Annotated in this window: 17 protein-coding genes; 4 read left to right on the plus strand and 13 right to left on the minus strand. The window is 37.5% G+C overall.

Features of this window, described 5'->3' with window-relative positions:
* Positions 1 to 159: 159 nt before the first annotated feature.
* From ureC to H6G44_RS11140, 6 genes are read right to left on the minus strand one after another with little or no spacing between them, the layout of a single operon-like run.
* A complete protein-coding gene (gene ureC, locus H6G44_RS11115) occupies positions 160 to 1,866 on the minus strand; it encodes an urease subunit alpha (RefSeq protein WP_190386702.1) in 1,707 nt (568 codons plus the stop codon).
* Between the two features lie 51 nt (positions 1,867 to 1,917).
* A complete protein-coding gene (locus H6G44_RS11120) occupies positions 1,918 to 2,223 on the minus strand; it encodes an urease subunit beta (protein ID WP_190386701.1) in 306 nt (101 codons plus the stop codon).
* 18 nt (positions 2,224 to 2,241) lie between these two features.
* A complete protein-coding gene (locus tag H6G44_RS11125; protein ID WP_190386700.1) occupies positions 2,242 to 2,898 on the minus strand; it encodes a DUF4276 family protein in 657 nt (218 codons plus the stop codon).
* Positions 2,895 to 4,064 carry an AAA family ATPase gene (locus tag H6G44_RS11130; protein ID WP_190386699.1) on the minus strand — a complete coding sequence of 390 codons (1,170 nt, stop codon included), beginning with the start codon at positions 4,062 to 4,064 and terminating at the stop codon, positions 2,895 to 2,897. Before H6G44_RS11130 ends, H6G44_RS11125 begins: the two co-directional genes overlap by 4 nt.
* A gap of 44 nt (positions 4,065 to 4,108) precedes the next feature.
* The gene (gene ureA / locus H6G44_RS11135) at positions 4,109 to 4,411 is read right to left on the minus strand and encodes an urease subunit gamma (protein WP_190386698.1); all 303 of its coding nucleotides are present in this window, start codon (positions 4,409 to 4,411) and stop codon (positions 4,109 to 4,111) included.
* Between the two features lie 34 nt (positions 4,412 to 4,445).
* Positions 4,446 to 5,285, minus strand: a complete 840-nt coding sequence (locus H6G44_RS11140; RefSeq protein WP_190386697.1) for an urease accessory protein UreD — start codon at positions 5,283 to 5,285, stop codon at positions 4,446 to 4,448.
* Positions 5,286 to 5,684: 399 nt separating this feature from the next.
* Between H6G44_RS11140 and H6G44_RS11145 the strand changes: the two genes are divergently transcribed.
* From H6G44_RS11145 to pheT, 3 genes are all read left to right on the plus strand, one after another.
* Positions 5,685 to 6,149 (plus strand): hypothetical protein, encoded by a 465-nt coding sequence (locus H6G44_RS11145; protein WP_190386696.1) that lies wholly within the window; start codon positions 5,685 to 5,687, stop codon positions 6,147 to 6,149.
* A 47-nt stretch (positions 6,150 to 6,196) separates the two neighbouring features.
* Positions 6,197 to 8,077 carry an ABC transporter ATP-binding protein gene (locus tag H6G44_RS11150; protein ID WP_190386695.1) on the plus strand — a complete coding sequence of 627 codons (1,881 nt, stop codon included), beginning with the start codon at positions 6,197 to 6,199 and terminating at the stop codon, positions 8,075 to 8,077.
* Positions 8,078 to 8,163: 86 nt separating this feature from the next.
* Positions 8,164 to 10,599 (plus strand): phenylalanine--tRNA ligase subunit beta, encoded by a 2,436-nt coding sequence (pheT, locus tag H6G44_RS11155; protein ID WP_190386694.1) that lies wholly within the window; start codon positions 8,164 to 8,166, stop codon positions 10,597 to 10,599.
* A gap of 82 nt (positions 10,600 to 10,681) precedes the next feature.
* Here pheT and urtE read toward each other — a convergent pair whose 3' ends face one another.
* The 5 genes from urtE to urtA all read right to left on the minus strand — a co-directional run bounded on the left by urtE (position 10,682) and on the right by urtA (position 16,098).
* Positions 10,682 to 11,380: an urea ABC transporter ATP-binding subunit UrtE gene (urtE, locus tag H6G44_RS11160; RefSeq protein ID WP_190386721.1), complete on the minus strand. Its 699-nt coding sequence runs from the start codon at positions 11,378 to 11,380 to the stop codon at positions 10,682 to 10,684.
* Between the two features lie 55 nt (positions 11,381 to 11,435).
* The gene (urtD, locus tag H6G44_RS11165; RefSeq protein WP_190386693.1) at positions 11,436 to 12,209 is read right to left on the minus strand and encodes an urea ABC transporter ATP-binding protein UrtD; all 774 of its coding nucleotides are present in this window, start codon (positions 12,207 to 12,209) and stop codon (positions 11,436 to 11,438) included.
* On the minus strand, positions 12,184 to 13,359 hold the full coding sequence (gene urtC, locus H6G44_RS11170; RefSeq protein ID WP_242031724.1) for an urea ABC transporter permease subunit UrtC: 1,176 nt from the start codon (positions 13,357 to 13,359) through the stop codon (positions 12,184 to 12,186). Before urtC ends, urtD begins: the two co-directional genes overlap by 26 nt.
* Before the next feature lie 51 nt (positions 13,360 to 13,410).
* Positions 13,411 to 14,571: an ABC transporter permease subunit gene (locus H6G44_RS11175; protein ID WP_190386692.1), complete on the minus strand. Its 1,161-nt coding sequence runs from the start codon at positions 14,569 to 14,571 to the stop codon at positions 13,411 to 13,413.
* 210 nt (positions 14,572 to 14,781) lie between these two features.
* Entirely contained in the window at positions 14,782 to 16,098 is a 1,317-nt protein-coding gene (gene urtA, locus H6G44_RS11180) for an urea ABC transporter substrate-binding protein (protein WP_190386691.1), read from the minus strand.
* Positions 16,099 to 16,335: 237 nt separating this feature from the next.
* Here urtA and H6G44_RS11185 point away from each other — a divergent pair, with 237 nt between their 5' ends.
* Positions 16,336 to 16,605, plus strand: coding sequence for a YciI family protein (locus H6G44_RS11185; protein ID WP_190386690.1), 270 nt, complete (start codon positions 16,336 to 16,338; stop codon positions 16,603 to 16,605).
* 55 nt (positions 16,606 to 16,660) lie between these two features.
* Here H6G44_RS11185 and H6G44_RS11190 read toward each other — a convergent pair whose 3' ends face one another.
* Both H6G44_RS11190 and sir read right to left on the minus strand, forming a co-directional pair.
* Entirely contained in the window at positions 16,661 to 16,852 is a 192-nt protein-coding gene (locus H6G44_RS11190) for a hypothetical protein (RefSeq protein ID WP_190386689.1), read from the minus strand.
* Between the two features lie 193 nt (positions 16,853 to 17,045).
* On the minus strand, positions 17,046 to 18,959 hold the full coding sequence (gene sir, locus H6G44_RS11195; RefSeq protein WP_190386719.1) for a sulfite reductase, ferredoxin dependent: 1,914 nt from the start codon (positions 18,957 to 18,959) through the stop codon (positions 17,046 to 17,048).
* Positions 18,960 to 18,994: the final 35 nt, after the last annotated feature.

An 18,994-nucleotide genomic window follows, 5' to 3' on the forward strand; every position in this document is an offset into this window, starting at 1 on the left:
AATTGCTAAACTCAGATCCCCAAATTGTCTAAAAAGTCGGGGATCTTGTTTTTGATAACTAATTTAGGTTTAGAGTCCCTATAGCACTAGGAGATATTCAAACTTTGTGAAATAAAAAATTCAGACTTGAGAATTTTTTATTTTGAATCATTAGGCATTCTAAAATAGAAAGTATCTTTGTGCCATTGGTAAAATCGTTGCCGGTTCACAAGTTAATAATTCACCATTTGCACGAACTTCGTAGGTTTCAGAATTTACTTCAATGTCAGGTAAAGCATCATTTAATTTCATGTCTCGTTTAGTAATTTGACGAGTTCCTGAAACAGCAATTGCTAACTTTTTCAACCCTAATTGTTGAGGAATTTCTCTTTCTAAAGCTGCTTGAGAAACAAAAGTTAATGATGTCGCATTTCTTGCACCGGCAAAAGTGCCAAACATAGGACGCATATATACAGGTTGAGGTGTAGGAATACTGGCATTTGCATCGCCCATTTGTGACCATGCAATCATGCCTCCTTTAATGACAATTTCCGGTTTTACACCAAAAAATGCCGGTTTCCACAAACATAAATCCGCTAATTTTCCCGCTTCTACAGACCCCACATATTCAGAAATTCCATGAGTAATTGCTGGATTAATAGTGTATTTAGCTACATATCTTTTTGCTCGAAAATTGTCTGCATTCCTATCATTACCAAGACTTCCACGTTGAATTTTCATTTTATGGGCGGTTTGCCAAGTTCTAATTATTACTTCACCGACGCGCCCCATTGCTTGGGAATCGGAAGCAATCATACTAAACGCGCCTAAATCGTGGAGGATATCCTCAGCAGCAATAGTTTCTCTACGGATACGAGACTCAGCAAAAGATACATCTTCAGGAATAGCGGGGTCAAGATGATGACACACCATTAACATATCTAAGTGTTCATCTAGGGTGTTGACTGTGTAAGGACGGGTAGGGTTGGTGGAAGAGGGTAAAACGTTACTTTGTCCGCAAACTTTAATAATATCTGGTGCGTGTCCCCCTCCCGCGCCCTCCGTGTGGTAAGTGTGAATAGCACGATGTTTAAAAGCCGTAATAGTATCTTCGACAAATCCGGCTTCGTTGAGAGTATCAGTGTGAATTGCTACCTGGATATCATATTCATCAGCCACAGTTAAACAAGTATCAATTGTGGCGGGAGTAGTTCCCCAGTCTTCATGAAGTTTTAACCCCATCACCCCAGCTTCAATTTGTTCTATCAGTCCTTGGGGTTGACTAGTATTACCTTTTCCTAAAAATCCTAAATTGACAGGGAAAGCGTCAGCAGCTTGCAACATTCTGTAAATATTCCATGGTCCTGGAGTACAAGTTGTGGCATTTGTTCCCGTAGCTGGTCCTGTACCACCACCGATCATTGTTGTAATACCTGATGCAATAGCTACTTCAATTTGTTGGGGACAGATAAAATGGATATGGGTATCAATTCCTCCCGCAGTGAGAATCATTCCTTCTCCGGCTAAAGCTTCCGTTCCCGGTCCAATAATGATATCTATATTATCTTGAATATAGGGATTTCCGGCTTTACCAATTTTGTAAATTTTACCATTTTTAATCCCAATATCTGCTTTGATAATACCCCACCAATCGAGAATTAAAGCATTAGTAATAACTAAATCTACCGCACCATCACTATTAGAAATTGGAGATTGTCCCATACCATCCCTAATCACTTTTCCTCCCCCAAATTTCACTTCATCTCCATAATTTGTGAAGTCTTTTTCTACTTCAATAAATAATTCTGTGTCTGCTAATCTAATTCTGTCTCCTACTGTTGGTCCGTAGGTTTCAGCGTAGGCTTGGCGGTTCATTTTGTATGACATATTTTTATCCTTTTTTTATTACGCTTAAGGCGCAGAGGTGCGGAGATAATTTTATAGGCTTCCGTTAATTTTGTTGTTGAAGCCGTAGATTTGGCGGCTACCAACTAGGGGAATTAATGTGATTTCTTTTTCGTCTCCTGGTTCAAATCTGACTGCTGTTCCTGCGGGGATATCTAATCTCATTCCTCGCGCTTTTTCTCTGTCGAATTTTAAAGCGGTATTAACTTCATAAAAGTGAAAATGTGAACCGATTTGAATTGGTCTATCTCCTGTATTTGCTACTATTAATTTTGTTGTTGGACGATTTGCATTTAATTCTATTTCTCCTGTTGGGGTAATAATTTCTCCGGGAATCATAATCTCATTTCTCCTAAGTTACAAATTTTCTAAGAATTGCACAAATGGTTTCAAAGCTTGAGGACATAGTTCGGCTATATCTTGATATCTTGCATTTGCTAATATTTTTGGTGCATCTAAACGACCATCATACTTTTTACCACATTCTCGAAATATTTTTTCTACAATATCTCTAGGTGGAACATTATGATTTTGTTCCTCAACTGGTATTGTCCATATTCGACGAAGAGAATCAACACCAAGGACGGTTCTTAATTCTGATTCAGCGGCTAAAATTAAGGCTTCTAAATCATGTTTAAAACAAAAAACTTTAAAATGGTCTCTTAAGCGATGATCATTAATTCCTTTAGACTGTAATACCTGATTAAAATTATCGAAAATACCATTTTCTAGTTCCTGAATTGTTTCATGCTTAAAACCCTTGTTTTTTGGATAGAGGTCTGGTATAACTACAACAATTGAATCTGGTTTATCCCGTAGAATATCTACTGCTTTAATTGGAATCTTTGTTAGTAAATCTTTCTTAGCATCTCCTCCTTTATCATTATCCTTTCCCTTAACTGGAAAAAATCTGATATTAATACCATGCTGTAATTTATGATCAATTAATGTTTTTAGCAATACTTCCATTGCTAACTTGTCAGATAGACCTTCTACATAAATTTCAACTCTCATGGAAGTCTCTCTAATTCATCACTACGGTGTAATTGTTCTATTTCATCTGCACCAAAATCATTAAGCATATCAATTAAAATTTGCGAATGTCCAGGCTTAATAAATTTTGCTTCTCCATTTTCTTTTCTGAGTACAGCAATTTGCGAAATATCAAACTGTGTCAGAAAATAAGATGAGTGAGTTGCTAATAAAATTTGCGTGCGTTCAGAGGCTTTTTCAAATAAAGCAGCAAGTACGGGAAGGGTGCGAGGGTGTACACCTTGATCTGGTTCATCAATACAAATTAAAGATGGTGGATTTGGGTGTATACATAAACAAATCCAACAAATTAAACGCAAAATTCCATCGGATAAATCAGCTAAACTTAATTCTTGATCAATTCCTGATTCTTGCCAAAAAGCGATCACTTCTCCTGGTCCACCACGTGCTTTTACTGTCAATCCTTTAAAACCAGGAATTACAGAACGTAAATGTTGTTGTAATTCATCAAATGCTGGACGATGTTCAGTCATTAAACAAAAAAGAACTGAACTCAAATTACCTGCATCTTCATGTAAAATTGGTTCTTGTTCAATGGGAACTGATTGACGAATTTTCTGATTTGCTATGTTGAAGGAACTATAAAATCTCCATTCACGAATATACTCACGTAAGTCATATAAAGCTTCTAATGATGGATTTGTCATTGTGCTTAAAGCAAGCTGATTAGACCTTTTTAATGCTATTTCTTGCTGGGTAAATTTTTTTGTATCCTGGTTTTGAACTACTCCTTTATTACCTCGAATATCCATATATATGTATGGATTTTTGTATTTATCATTAAATGGTTTAGATGATTCTACTCTTTCATAGGAAACTTGAGTTCGACCAACCGGACCCATAAGTTCCCCTAAATATCTAATACCAATTGGACGACCAGTATCAATTTCTATATCCCATTCAAAGGAAGCTAGTCCTGGAATATGAAAAATCTGCTGACCAATAGAACCAGAAATAATTTCTGGAGGGATATCATAATAAAGACTATCTCGTAAAAATTTGAGAAATTCAAATAAACTTGATTTCCCAGCACCATTAGCACCAACAATAATTTCTAGCGGTTGTAACTGTGCTTGAAAATTTTTGAAAGGCCGATAACCTTGGATATTAACTGATTTTAATCTCATATTATTGTTCCCTTGATTTGTACTTTCTCCTATTTTAATCGTTTCTAACGAATGGGATTATGTACAGTTACTAACTTAGTTCCGTCAGGGAAAGTGGCTTCTACCTGAACATCATGAATCATTTCTGGTACACCTTCCATAACATCATTATAAGTTAATAATGTTGTCCCATAACTCATTAAATCTGCCACAGTTTGACCATCTCTTGTACCTTCTAAAATAGCAGCAGAAATAAAAGCCACTGCTTCAGGATAATTCAATTTTAAACCTCTATTTTTCCGTCTTTCTGCGACTAAAGCAGCAGTAAAAATTAATAATTTATCTTTTTCCTGGGGTGTAAGTTGCATTTTTCTTTCCTCCGTGTTCTCTGTGCTGGTTAGTTTAAATTTGCCATACTCTAGGAATACAATTACCACGATTTTGATAATTTATTCGTAAATTTTGCCAAATATTTGTAAACCAATTTCTCACTTCTGATATAGAATTACCTCGATAGCGACATAAAAATCCTTGTTGTAAGCGAGTTAGTCCAGCAAAATTATTTTCAATTATTAAAGAACGGGCTTTGTCAATCATTTCTTCAGAAACGGAATTTCCTAACCAAATTAAAGTTCCCAGAACGGGGTTTCCTCCTAACCCGTGGGGACTGTGAAATACTTCTTCATTACCAGGGATGATTTGTCTATCAATCCATAATGGTATACCATTTTGCCATATTTCTGTGTGCGATCGCATCTCTCCCTCTAAAAATTTTTCACCTCTAGCACTGCGCCCAAATCGCATAATTTCCCAGCCTAAATAATTCGCATTTTTAGCTAATTCTATCCGCAAATCTTGACGATAAATTGCCCCATTAAATAAAATAGTTTCTTGGGGTAAATATTCTAAATGAGCATGATCATCAACTTGGATATTGACAATTTGTCTTGCTGGTAAGCCCTGACTACGATATATTTTACTTGCGGCTGCGGTGGTAATTAGGACGTTTGTCTGGGGTTGGAGGTGAATATCAGATGTCAAGCGATCGCCCCCGACAATGCCCCCAGCCGTGTGTAAAATGACAGTATGACAAATTTCTTGTCCTTCAGGGTAAAAGGGGCGTTGTACCTTCAAAGGTGCTTGATAGTGAGTATAAATTAACCGCGTAGAATCTTGGGAATTAGTATAGACTAAGTTAAGTTTGCCATGCCAAGCCTTGACCATATATGAGTTATCAATCATTAGTGTTAAATGTTAAGATTTTAATAATCTTTTCTAAGTTGTACATTGGTATTAATGATATGCAGATACTATTGAGAATTTTAAGGCGTATATTCAGCAGACTGATGATAAAAAAGTAAAAAGCGCGACCCCAATCGACTTGTAAAAGAGAGGGGACTTGATTTTCCGGTTTTTTATTTTCTCGTTCTCTGGTTTCCTCATGCTCTTCCTCCTTGGCAAGGGGTAATCTTGGGATATCAAAATAAATCCCATTCTATTGATCTTCATATCATAACATAACTTTATCATAAAACATCAGAACAAGAAAACGATCGCTTTATCAAAGTACAGGGGATTAAAAAGATGGCTGATTTAGTGTATATTAATAATTGACAAAATCATTAAAGGATAATTTATCCCATGAACAAATTATTAGATGAAACCCTATCTAGGGAAATTGCGAAAACCATCAAAAGTAAAGCTAAAAAACCTTTTGATAATGCCTATAAAGCTGTTCTCATTACCGAAGGTGCAAAGTATGTTCAAGGCTTTTTAGTATTTGCGGGTCAACCATATAAACCAGTGGAACATGGTTGGATTGAAGTTAATAATGTTATTATTGATCCAACACTGCCTTATTTGCCCAAAAATCACCAGGAATTTTATTATTTTCCCGCTGAAAGTCTCAGTAGTAAAAAGCTTAAAGCCATTGTTGAAGAATCTAAGGAAGATTATCCAGAAGATGATCCTTTACCTATTTATGGAAAAGCCCCTTATGATTATTATGGTGATGTAATGTTAGGAGGTGTAGAATATTTGGCAGCTTATCAAGCAGCACAAGCTAAATGTCAAGAAATCAATGACTTAAATTTTGAGAAAAATTAGTACCCAGGGCAGAATTTCAAATTATTTTCCTTCTGTATCTTGAATTTATGAGCATCTTACCATCTCCAACCAAAACCAATTCCGAATACCGTCCTCGAGAAAATGACTGGCGGTTATTTTCGCGCTTAATACCTTATGGTCGTCGTCATGGAAAACTATTAGCATTATCCATGTTCCTGCTTGTTCCTATTGCTGTTGCTAGTGCTATTAAACCCCTATTAGTAGGACAAGCAATTTCTTTAATTAGGCAAGAACCTAATACATATCAATTCCTGCAAAATATGCCCTTATGGCAAGGTTTAAATATTCTCATTGGGATGTTACTAATTGCAACTAGTGTCCGCTTAATATTAACAGGTGTTCAAGGTTATTTAGTTCAAAAATTAGGACAAAAAATCACAGCGGCTATTCGTGAGGATTTATTTCATCATGTAACATCTTTATCTGTACGCTTTTTTGACAGCACACCTGTAGGTAAATTAATTACTAGACTAACCAGTGATGTAGAAAGCTTAGGAGATGTTTTTTCCACCGGGGCTGTAGGCATTATTTCTGATTTATTGTCCATGATAGTCATAGTTGGTTTGATGTTTTCAATTCAATCACAACTTGCTTTTTTATTAGTATTGATTCTGATTCCAGTAACTTGGTTGATAATTTATTTTCAACAGCAGTATAGAGACGCTAATTATAAAACCAGAGAAGAACTTTCTGGACTCAATTCTCAACTGCAAGAAAATATTATCGGTATTAATGTAGTCCAATTATTTCGCCGCGAAAAATTTAATGCCGAATTATTTCGAGTTACCAATCAAAATTATGTCAAACAAGTAGATAATAGTATTTGGTATGATTCAGCAGTTTCGGCAACTTTAGAATGGGTTGGTTTAGTAGCAATTGCTGGAGTATTATGGTTAGGTAGTGGGTTACTTTTAGAGAGACAAATATCTTTTGGGATTTTATCAGCATTTATTTTATATGCCCAACAATTTTTTGAACCATTACGGAATTTTGCCGAAAAATTTACGGTAATTCAATCTGGTTTCACCGCTATTGAACGGGTAGTAAATATTTTGGAAGAACCTATCGAAATTAAAGATTACCCTCAACCAGAGAGTACCAAGGTAGATTTTGAATTTGGCTATATTAATGAGATAGTTGCTAGGTTAGAATCTCAAGAGTTTACTCCCATACCAACTTTAGGGGAAATTAAGTTTGAAAATGTTTACTTTGCTTATAAAAATGATGATTACGTCATTAAAAATTTAAACTTTACCATTCACCCAGGGGAAAAGATAGCTTTAGTTGGTCCAACGGGTGCGGGTAAAAGTTCAATTATTCGTCTGTTGTGTCGTCTTTATGAACCAACTCAAGGACGTATTCTCATTGACGGTGTGGATATCCGCAAGATTCCCCAAATAGAACTACGACGTTATATGAGTGTGATTTTGCAAGAGGCGTTTTTGTTTGCTGGTGATGTTAAAAGTAATATTACTTTAGGTGATAATTACAGTTTTGCAGAAATTCAACAAGCCGCAGAAAAAACGAATGTGTCCACATTTATTAACCAATTACCTCACGGTTATGATACTCAATTACGAGAACGGGCGACTAATCTTTCTAGTGGACAAAAACAACTTTTAGCCTTTGCGCGGGCGGCTATTCGTAACCCGCAAATTTTAGTTTTAGATGAAGCTACAGCTAGTTTAGACGTAGGAACAGAAGCCTTAGTTCAAGAGGCTTTAAATAAGTTGTTAATCAAACGAACTTCAATTATTATTGCTCACCGTCTATCTACAATTCGTAATGTAGACCAAATTTTTGTGTTGAAACGGGGAGAATTAATTGAACAGGGAAGTCATGAAGAATTATTACAACAACAAGGATTTTATGCGACCTTGCACAATTTACAAATGTTAAAAGCTTAACAACGGGTGTGAAAACTCTTGTTTAAGCACCTGGTTTTGGCGACAAAAGTTCTAGAATGAAAGACAAATCCAAATAAACAGACTTCATGCGTATTTCTCTAAACTGGTTACAAGAACTCGTAGAAATCAAACTCACCCCAGAAGAACTAGCAGAAACCTTGACAATGGCCGGGTTTGAAGTAGAAGATATAGAAGACCGTCGCACTTGGGCCGCGGGGGTAGTTGTGGGGAAAGTCCTGGAACGTCAACCCCACCCCAACGCAGATAAATTAAGCGTTTGTACCGTAGATATTGGCGCTGCTGAGACTGTGAATATCGTTTGTGGCGCGGCGAACGTCCGCTCAGATATCTATGTTCCCGTAGCGACCACAGGAACTTATTTACCCAACATTGATTTAAAAATCAAACCCGCCAAACTGCGCGGTGTTCCCTCTAATGGAATGATATGTTCCTTAAAAGAACTCGGTTTACCCACTGATATTGACGGTATTCATATCTTCCCAGCAGAAAATATAGTTATCGGTAGTGACGTGCGCCCCCTGTTAGGTTTAGAGGACGTGATTTTAGATGTCACAGCGACCGCTAACCGTGCTGATGCTTTGTCTATGGTGGGTATTGCGCGGGAAGTAGCCGCTTTAACCGGGGGAAAATTATCAATTCCCGAAATTGCGAAAGTAGAAAATACTGAAACCGCAAAAAATGTCACTTTGAAAATTTCCGAAACCCAAGCTTGTCCAGCTTATATTGGTACGGTTATTGAAAATATCAAAATCGCGCCCTCTCCTGAATGGTTACAACAACGGTTACGGGCTGCGGGAGTGAGACCAATTAATAATGTAGTTGATATCACTAACTACGTTTTATTAGAAAGAGGACAACCCCTTCACGCTTTCGACAAAGACCGTTTGAAATCTCTTTCTGGAGAAGAACAATTAACAATTGGTGTGCGGTTTGCACAAATGGGAGAAACCTTAAAAACCTTAGATGGAAATAATCGCAATTTATCACCCCAAAATTTATTAATTACTGCTAATAATCAACCGGTGGCTTTAGCAGGAGTTATGGGTGGTGAAGCCACAGAAGTTCATGAAGGTACACAAAGTTTAGTTTTAGAAGCAGCGTTATTTGATTCTGTAGCTATTCGTCGTTCTTCTCGCAGTGTGGGGTTAAGAAGTGAAGCCTCTGGAAGATATGAAAGGGGCGTAAATCGCGCCGAATTAGAAACAGCTTGTAACCGGACTTTATCGCTAATTCAAGAAGTAGCATCCGGGGTAATTGTTCAACAAGAAATTTCCGATTATCGTCCAGATATTTCTACCTGGTCTCATTCTATTTACCTGCGGTTAGATAAAATTAATGAAGTATTAGGTCCAATTGAATTAGGACAAGAAACAGGAGAATTACAAGGATCAGATGTAGAAAAAATTCTCACGGCTTTAGGATGTAAATTAGTAAAAACTGATGAACGGAATTGGACAGTTACAGTACCTCCCTATCGTTACCGAGATTTAGAACGGGAAATTGATTTAATTGAAGAAATCGCTCGGTTATATGGTTATGATAAATTCTGTGATACCTTACCAGAAAAATCCGAAGCTGGTTATCTATCTTTAGATCAAGAATTAATTCGCAGGTTACGGGGTTACTTACGGGCCGAGGGTTTGACAGAATTAATTCATTATTCCTTAGTCAAACCAGGAGAAGATAAACAGATTGTTTTAAGTAACCCTTTATTTGCGGAATATTCAGCCTTACGCACTGATTTAATTTCTGGTTTAATTACCGCCTTTCAATACAATTTAGAACAGGGAAATGGGGCGTTAAATGGTTTTGAAATCGGGCGAGTTTTCTGGAGTGAAGAAGACGGTTTACAAGAAGCAGAAATGTTAGCTGGAATTATCGGAGGTGATATAACTTCTGGTAAATGGTCACGGGGTGGTAAAGAAAAAGCCATGACTTGGTTTGAAGCTAAAGGTATTTTAGAAAGTGTCTTTAAACAACTCAAATTAGTAGTAGAATTTCAACCAGAAAATCGAGATTCTCGTTTACACCCTGGACGGACAGCTTCATTGTGGATAAAAGGTAATAGATTGGGAACATTTGGACAAATTCACCCCCAATTACGCCGCGAAAAAGATTTACCAGAAGCCGTTTATGTGTTTCAATTAGATTTAGATACTTTGTTAGATGCTTGGGATCATGATGATTTATTAATTCCCAAATTCAGTTCCTATTCTACCTATCCAGCAAGTGATAGAGATTTGGCATTTTTCGCACCTGTAAAAGTGACAGTTTCCGAACTAGAAAAAGTCATTAATAAAGCTGGAAAAGGCTTATTAAATTCTGTAGAATTGTTTGATGAATATCGCGGTGACAATGTACCCACAGGACAACGCAGTTTAGCCTTTCGTTTAGTATATCGTGCCAGCGATCGCACACTTACAGAAAATGAAATTGAACCAGTTCATAATCAAGTGCGTTCTGCTTTAGTAGAGAAATTTGGTGTCAACTTAAGAAGTTAATAACAGCGGTTTTTGTTTCGCGCAAAGACTCTCCGCACCTCTGCGTCTCTGCGTGAGACAAAACTCACTCTAACCTCATAAATCAAACCGCCAAAAATCTTTGAATCACATCCTGACTAAGCTCCTGAGTTAGACCAGAAGCAACAATCCCACCTTTTTGCATAGCATAATAGTAATCTGCCTGACGGACAAAATGCAAGTGTTGTTCCACCAATAAAACAGAAATCCCTGTAGCTTCAATAATCTGACGGACTGCGGCTTCAATTTCCAAAATGATTGAGGGTTGGATACCTTCCGTCGGTTCGTCTAATACGAGTAATTGTGGTTTTCCCATTAAAGCACGCGCAATTGCTAATTGTTGTTGTTGTCCACCACTTAAATCTCCACCCATACGAGAAAGCATAGTTTTTAAAACTGGAAATAGGCTAAAAATTTCTGGAGGAATTTCCGGTTTTTTGACTAATTTTTGTCTAGCTTCCAATCCTAAAAGCAGATTTTCTTTAACTGTTAATCGCGGTATAATTTCCCTTCCTTGACTTACATAACCAATACCCATTTTCGCCCTTTCATAAGTCGGTTTAGGGTTAATTATCTCCCCTGCAAAATTAATAATTCCGCTGCTGGGTTTAAGAAGTCCCATAATTGTTTTTAGCATGGTTGTTTTTCCCACCCCATTACGCCCAATTAAACATACCATTTGTCCTGGTAATACAGTCAAATCTACATTTCTGATAATATGACTTTCACCATAATGAACATTAAGATTAGAAATTTTTAGCATCATCAAATTAACCTGATTAACTATTTTAATTTTCCCCAATTCTTGTTTCCCCCCTTTATAAGGGGGGACTAAGGGGGGTGTGATTCTCTTCCTGTTTTCCTAAATATACTTCAATAACGCGGGGGTCATTTCTCACGTCCTCAAAAGCACCTTCACACAATACCGAACCCTCATGTAATACTGTCACCTTCTTAGCGATTTGTCGCACAAATTCCATATCATGTTCAATGACTAAAATTGAATGACTTTCCGCTAATGTTAATAATAAATTACCAATATTATAGGTTTCTTCATCTGTTAAACCAGCTACAGGTTCATCAACAAGTAATAAATCGGGAGATTGCGCTACTAACATTCCAATCTCCAAACGTTGCTTTTCTCCGTGGGATAATAAAGCCGCTGGAATATTTGCTTTTGCAGTTAAACCAATCGTTTCTAATAAGCCTTTCAGACTATTTTTTTCCGCAGAATTGATAGAATGAAACAAAGTTGAAAAGACATTTTTCTGACGATTACTAGTGATTTCTAAATTCTCAAAAGGTGTTAAATTCAGATAAATTCGCGGTGTTTGAAATTTGCGGCCAATTCCCAACCGTGCAATTTGATGTTCAGCTAAAGAACGTAAATTTTTACCCTTAAATAATACCCTTCCTATGGTTGGTTGCACCTTACCCGTAATTACATCTAAAAAGGTAGTTTTTCCAGCCCCATTTGGACCAATTACTACCCGCAATTCCCCAACATTCATACTAAAATTTAGGCGATTTATGGCCTTAAAACCGTCAAAACTAACGGTGACATTTTCAGTTTCCAAGATTTTGGCGTTCATGTTTCACTTCCATATCTTCTTCTAAACTAGGATAGGTATTAGAGAATTTTAATTGCTGACGTTTCCAAAAAGGAATATTTTGTTTATTTAACCATCCCATGATGCCGTCAGGAAGCAAAATAACGATAGTTAATAATAGTATACCCTGAAAAAATAGCCATATTTCCGCAAATTGTTCACTTAAAAAAGTCCGGGCATAATTAACTAATAAAGTGCCAATAACTGCCCCAGTTAACGTCCCTCGTCCCCCCACAGCCACCCAAATCACCATTTCAATAGAAAAGCCAATATCCATGGATCTAGGGGATACAGAACCACTTTGAACGGTGTAAAATGCCCCAGCTATACCAGCAATTGCTCCCGAAACTGCAAATACTAATACTTTAAAATCCGTGGGGTCATAACCAGAAAATCTGACCCGACTTTCATCATCACGAATAGCTATTAATAATCGGCCAAAACGTCCACTAGTTAACCAGCGACAAAGCCCATAAATAGCCGCCAAAAATATCACCGTCAAGACATAAAAAACAAATTGAGTTTTGCTATCACTAACTATAGCACCACTGCCATTAATTCCCCAAGATAAAGGCGGAAAAGTGGTAAAATCTATGAGTCCATTTGTGCCATTAAAAAATTGTTGTTGTCCATTAAAAAAATTGAAAAATACAATAATTGCAGCTTGAGTCAAAATCGAAAAATAAACCCCCTTAATGCGATTACGAAATACTAAATATCCGAGTAATCCTGCTAACAAACCCGGAATCATCACCACAGCAGCCATAGACAGGGGAAAAGAAGAAAAAGGCCGCCAAAATCCAGGAAGTTCCACCACCCCATAAAGCGCCATAAAATCCGGTAATTCACCCATAGGAACTTGCAATTTTAGGTACATAGCGATCGCATATCCACCCAAACCGAAGAAAATCCCATGTCCCAAACTCAATAAACCAGCATAACCCCAAATTAAATCAATTCCTAAAGCCACAATAGCCAGAGACAAAAACCGTCCCAATAAATTCAGACGAAAATCTGAAAGTAACACCGGCATAATCAAAATCAAAATTAAAGCGATTGCACAAACCACCCCAACTTCAACTAATATTAAATTTCGCCCCTTTTTAATTTTCATCATTCCTAACTTATCCATTTTCTAAAATCCGCGTTTATCTGCGTTTATCTGCGTTAAATTTCCCATAATTTAAACATCAACATGACGACCCTTTTGAGGAAAAATCCCTCCTGGCTTCCATTGTAAAAACACAATAATTAAAGCAAAAACCATTACCTTAGCCATACTTGTTGTCGCAAAAAAACTAAATAAATCAGCCAAAGGCTTAACCGGACCCAACAACAAAGCTAAAGTTCCCGAACCAATCAAATAATTAGTTGTTCCAATTCCTAAAGCCGCCAAAATTGTACCAGCTAAATTACCCACACCACCAACAACCACCACCATAAAGGTGTCAATAATGTAATTTTGTCCGGTATTTGGTCCAACAGAACCGAGTAAACTAATTGCACATCCAGCCACACCAGCTAACCCTGAACCCAGCGCGAAAGTAATCGCATCAACTTTTTGAGTAGGGATACCCAAACAGGCGCTCATGCTGCGATTTTGCGTTACAGCCCTAATTCTTAATCCCCAAAGAGAACGCTGCAAAAATAGATAAATTCCCCCCACACAAATAATCGTCAAAGCAATAATAAATAACCGCGCATAGGGTAATTGTACACCAGCTAAAGATACACCAGCTTGTAACCAACTAGGCGCTGTAACATCCACATTTTGAGCGCCAAACCAAGGTAAAGTTACTCCTTGCTGATAGATTTTACTTAACAAATTACAGATTGTAATTGTTAATCCTAATGACAAAAATAGTAAAATTCCCATAACCCAATTACGAATTTTCTGCAAATTATTCCGAGAATTTAAAATCCATAAACCTCCAAAAAACAGAACAGAAAACAAAGCTATTGCTATGATCAGTAATAAATTCACACTGCGGACAAACTGCTGAAAAATTAAACTCACTCCCCAGGTTGCTAACAGAGTTTCTAAAGGTCTTCCATAGAGATAACGAATTACACTTTTTTCCAGAATTAATCCCACACCAGCAGTGAAAATAAAAGCGATAATCAAAGCCAAAAATATATAAACTTCAAACCAAACCCCACCCAATTGTTTACAAACATTTTGCACCACAAAAGTCGTATAAGCACCAAACATCATTAGCTCACCATGAGCCATATTAATGACACCCATTAAGCCAAATATGATAGCTAATCCTAGCGCAGCAATTAATAAAACAGCGCCAATACTAATACCATTAAAGACAGCTTCTAAAAAACCTGTTAACATTTTCTCCCCACAATTATCAATTTATTCCTAATAGTCAGTTGTCAGTTATTAGTTATTTTTTAGTTATTTTCACATCACAGCAAATTGCCACTAAACGAAGTACAAATATGAATAGTAAAACCCTTGTGGGGTGGGCATCTTGCCCGCCCATACATACCTCATCGAGATGCAATTTGTTGTATAACTAACTCCTGACAACTGATCATAAAATTAACCTTTCTTGTATTTACCACCTTTTGCGGGATCTGACCAATCACAAGCGAATCCTTTAGTCTCTTTCACAAATTGATTCCAGGGAACTGGTTCAACTGGTGCGGGGGTAGCATAAACAATGTCAAATAGGCCATCCTGTCTGACTTGACCAATCCGCACAATTTTTGATATGTGATGATTGACATTAACTGTCACTTTTCCTTCAGGTGCATCTATAGTTTGACCATAGGCCGCAGCCCGGACTTTCGCCAAGTCAGTTGTAGTAGCTTTTTCTACCGATTGCTTCCACAAATATACGGCAATATAGGCTGCCTCCATTGGGTCGTTTGTTACTCTATCTTCACCGTATTCTTTCTTAAAAGCCGCCACAAATTTCTTATTGGCGGGTGTGTCTACTGTTTGAAAATAATTCCAAGCAGCATAATGTCCTTTTAGATACTCTACACCAATGGCTTTAACTTCCTCTTCCGCAATACTCACGGACATGGAAGGATATTTTTCTGGTGTCAATCCCGCTCCCTTCAATTGTTTGAAAAAAGCAACATTACTATCACCATTTAGAGTATTATAAATCACTCCACCATTAGGCAAAACTTGCTTAATTTTCGTGATAATAGCTGTTACTTCCGTATTACCCAAAGGTAAGTAATCTTCCCCAACAGTTTTCCCACCTAAAGCCTCTAATTGAGCTTTAATAATGTTATTAGCAGTGCGGGGGAAAACATAGTCAGAACCTACTAAAAAGAACTCTTTACCCTTATTTTTTAACAACCAATCAACAGAAGGTTCAATTTGTTGATTTGGTGCAGCACCAGTGTAAAAAATGTTTTTAGAACATTCTTGACCTTCATACTGCACAGGATACCACAGCATATGGTCTTTACTCTCAAAAACCGGCTTGACATTTTTGCGACTAGCGGAAGTCCAACAACCGAAAACTACCGCTACTTGATCCTGGTCAATCAATTTGGTAGCTTTTTCTCTAAAGGTATCCCAATTAGAAGCGCCGTCTTCCACAACTGCTTCAATTTGTTTACCTAAAAGACCCCCAGCAGCGTTAATTTCCTTAATTGCTAGTTTTTCCGCGTCTACAACGCTTTTCTCGCTAATGGCCATTGTCCCACTGAGAGAATGTAGAATACCTACCTTGATGGTTTTACCACCCGTACCAACTACGGGAGATGTACTGTTTGATACCGCTGGACTATTCGCAGTATTGGGGGTATTATTAGCACAAGCTTTTAAGAAAATGCTACTACCAACACCTACCGCACTATACAGCAGAAATTTACGTCGGTTAAATTGTCTACCCATATTTTTAATTTGGTGATATTTTAAACTGAAATATTAGTTCTATATTTAACCATTAAACTGTGATCTGTTATACAAAATATTAATTTATTTTCACAATACTTAACTAAACTTGCGTAAGTCTTCATTGTCTGGTAGTATCTTCTGTTAGATACAAGAGTAGAGAATTAAACGCAGATAAACGCAGACAAATTTGTATTTTAGTGGTATCTTTTTAATAAATATCAATAATCAGAAATTATGACAAAATACATAATGTGGGGAAGCTATTGTGAAGACGTTCTTGCTAAACGCGAACCCTATCGTCAAGGACATTTAGCAGGATTAGCAAAACAGAAGGAAGAGGGGATTTTAATTACCATTGGACCCACAAAAGATGTAACTCAAGTTTTTGCTATTTACGAAGCTGAAAACGAAAATACCGTTCGTCAATTAGTGGAATCAGATCCCTATTGGCAAAACGGCATTTGGACAGAGTATTCTATTAAAGAATGGATTCAGGCTTTTTAGTCAAGGACAATTTTAAGCACAGATAATTAATTCCTGATTGTTCACTACGAATTAATTATCCCTTTAATGCTCTTTGAAAGTTACGACGATAGGATGGGTTAACCAAAAATAAAGCAGGCCATAACAAAGCTAACCCGATCCGGTTGGGTAAAGTTTGGTTAAAATTGGTCTTGTTAAATCCAGTCCAAAATTTCCACACACCAGCAATATAAACTACGATTAGTCCAAAAATAAGTAACTTCATCATTACCATCAACTCCTTTAATGACTGACATAATTTTAGTAAAATTACCTAAAAACCGCCGTAAATTTGATCTCACACAAAAACCTCAAAAATAAGCTGTTACAAAACTTTGTGGTGCGGGACGAAAAGCCCGCTATAATTATACAAACTCAATGCACAACAGCTTAACTTTGCGTCTTTATGTGAGAAAATCTATCTAGAGAGTTTGGAAATACTTCTCCAAAGCCTCATGTACCAAATCAGTCATTGGCCGTTCTTGTTTTTCAGCCGTTTCCTTGAGTTGCGCGTAGAAATCATCGCGGAGACTGACACGGTGACGGGATTTACCGCTACTAGTAGGATCTCCTGGGGTGTAGTTAGCTACAAATTCCCTAATCGCATCAAAACCCAATCTGTCACAAAAATCGCCAAAACTTTCTTTCGGTGACCGCGACTTTTTAAAGAAGACAAAAATCGGTTCCAGGAAACTTTCAATGTCATTATGATGCAGTTTTTCGACAAAAGGTTGAGCTAATCGGGTTTGATTTGGTGAACCCCCCAACCACACTTGATAAGATTCCGCAGCACTACCCACAAAACCCAATTCTGCCATATAAGGACGAGCACAACCATTAGGACAACCGGTCATTCTCACTACAAAATGCTGATTTTGTAAACCCAGTTTATCTAATAAAGCCTGAATTCTGGCTAAAATTCCGGGAATGGCTCGTTCAGACTCAGTTATTGCTAAACCGCAGGTAGGCAAGGCTGGACAAGCCATAGCATATCTTGTTAGTGCTGCTATTTGATCAGGGTCAGCAATAACTCCACATTTATCCAAAATCTCTTGAATGGCTGCTTTATCCGTCGGTGCAATATCGCAAAATAGCAGGTTTTGATTACCTGTGAGGCGAATAGGGAGATTAAATTGCTCAACAATGGTCCGCAAAGCAGTTTTTAATTGAAAATCACCATCATCTTTGACACGCCCGTTATCAATGGAAATACCTAAAAACAGTTGACCATCGCCTTGTTCATTCCAGCCCAGAAAGTCCTTATATTTAAACTGAATCAGCGGTTTAAATGGTTCGAGAGGTTTACCAAGGTATTCTTCAACTTGGGTGCGGAATTTATCTACACCCCAATCATTGATTAAATATTTTAATCTTGCGTGTCGTCTGTCCGTACGATCTCCATAATCCCGTTGTGTAGCGACTATAGCCTTGACAAGATTATATACATCAGCTTTGGACACATAGCCAATAGGGTCAGCGCTTCTAGCAAAGGTTTCCTCTTTATTGTGGGTTCTACCCAAACCACCACCAGCGAAAATATTAAATCCTGCTAAAACGCCCTTTTTATTGGTAATCACTACCAAAGTCAAATCTTGGGAATATAAATCAACAGAATTATCACCGGGAACAGTGACGCAAATTTTAAATTTGCGGGGCATATAATAAGTTCCATAGATAGGTTCTACGGAATCATGAAGAATAGTACCATTACTATTACTTTGTCGGGCTGCTTTGACCTCTGGATGTTCTTCCCCACTAATGGCTTTTTCCCCATCTAACCAAATCTCATAATAAGCGCCAGTTTGGGGAGAAAGCAAATCAGCGATATTTTGGGCATATTCCCAAGCATATTGGTATTCTGAGCGATTTTTAAAGGGGGCTGGAGGAGCCATCACATTGCGGTTAACATCACCACAAGCGCCCAAAGTTGAACCAAGATTTTCGACAATTGTAGCGATAGTGGCCTTGAGATTCTTTTTCAGGATACCATGTAATTGGAAACCCTGGCGAGTAGTAGCTCTGAGGGTTTGATTACCGTATTCATCAGCCAATTTATCCAAAGCCAAATATAGCTGAGGGGGTACTAACCCGCCGGGATTTTTTGTCCGCAGCATCATTTGGTAATCTTTTTCCTGTCCTTTGACGCGGTTATCACGGTTATCTTGTTGATAAGAACCATGAAACTTGAGAATCTGAATTGCGTCTTCGCTAAAGTGGGTGGTGTCCTGGAGGATTTCCGTGGCTACAGGTTCACGCAAAAAATTACTATTTTCTTTGATACCTTCAACTTTAGAAGGTTTACGGTTAGTAACAGAAGAAGCAGCAGAGTTAACCATCACAGTAGATACGTTTCTGAATAAAGCGGTAGATG

The sequence above is a fragment of the Aphanizomenon flos-aquae FACHB-1287 genome, assembly GCF_014698755.1.
In the GTDB taxonomy this organism is placed as follows: Bacteria; Cyanobacteriota; Cyanobacteriia; order Cyanobacteriales; family Nostocaceae; genus Dolichospermum; species Dolichospermum flosaquae.

What these genes read in the sequence shown, in the direction of transcription:
- ureC (WP_190386702.1), bottom strand. Translation starts at nt 1,866, where the DNA reads ATGTCATACAAAATGAACCGCCAAGCCTACGCTGAAACCTACGGACCA.
- H6G44_RS11120 (WP_190386701.1), bottom strand. Translation starts at nt 2,223, where the DNA reads ATGATTCCCGGAGAAATTATTACCCCAACAGGAGAAATAGAATTAAAT.
- H6G44_RS11125 (WP_190386700.1), bottom strand. Translation starts at nt 2,898, where the DNA reads ATGAGAGTTGAAATTTATGTAGAAGGTCTATCTGACAAGTTAGCAATG.
- H6G44_RS11130 (WP_190386699.1), bottom strand. Translation starts at nt 4,064, where the DNA reads ATGAGATTAAAATCAGTTAATATCCAAGGTTATCGGCCTTTCAAAAAT.
- ureA (WP_190386698.1), bottom strand. Translation starts at nt 4,411, where the DNA reads ATGCAACTTACACCCCAGGAAAAAGATAAATTATTAATTTTTACTGCT.
- H6G44_RS11140 (WP_190386697.1), bottom strand. Translation starts at nt 5,285, where the DNA reads ATGATTGATAACTCATATATGGTCAAGGCTTGGCATGGCAAACTTAAC.
- H6G44_RS11145 (WP_190386696.1), top strand. Translation starts at nt 5,685, where the DNA reads ATGAACAAATTATTAGATGAAACCCTATCTAGGGAAATTGCGAAAACC.
- H6G44_RS11150 (WP_190386695.1), top strand. Translation starts at nt 6,197, where the DNA reads ATGAGCATCTTACCATCTCCAACCAAAACCAATTCCGAATACCGTCCT.
- pheT (WP_190386694.1), top strand. Translation starts at nt 8,164, where the DNA reads ATGCGTATTTCTCTAAACTGGTTACAAGAACTCGTAGAAATCAAACTC.
- urtE (WP_190386721.1), bottom strand. Translation starts at nt 11,380, where the DNA reads ATGCTAAAAATTTCTAATCTTAATGTTCATTATGGTGAAAGTCATATT.
- urtD (WP_190386693.1), bottom strand. Translation starts at nt 12,209, where the DNA reads ATGAACGCCAAAATCTTGGAAACTGAAAATGTCACCGTTAGTTTTGAC.
- urtC (WP_242031724.1), bottom strand. Translation starts at nt 13,359, where the DNA reads ATGGATAAGTTAGGAATGATGAAAATTAAAAAGGGGCGAAATTTAATA.
- H6G44_RS11175 (WP_190386692.1), bottom strand. Translation starts at nt 14,571, where the DNA reads ATGTTAACAGGTTTTTTAGAAGCTGTCTTTAATGGTATTAGTATTGGC.
- urtA (WP_190386691.1), bottom strand. Translation starts at nt 16,098, where the DNA reads ATGGGTAGACAATTTAACCGACGTAAATTTCTGCTGTATAGTGCGGTA.
- H6G44_RS11185 (WP_190386690.1), top strand. Translation starts at nt 16,336, where the DNA reads ATGACAAAATACATAATGTGGGGAAGCTATTGTGAAGACGTTCTTGCT.
- H6G44_RS11190 (WP_190386689.1), bottom strand. Translation starts at nt 16,852, where the DNA reads ATGATGAAGTTACTTATTTTTGGACTAATCGTAGTTTATATTGCTGGT.
- sir (WP_190386719.1), bottom strand. Translation starts at nt 18,959, where the DNA reads ATGGTTAACTCTGCTGCTTCTTCTGTTACTAACCGTAAACCTTCTAAA.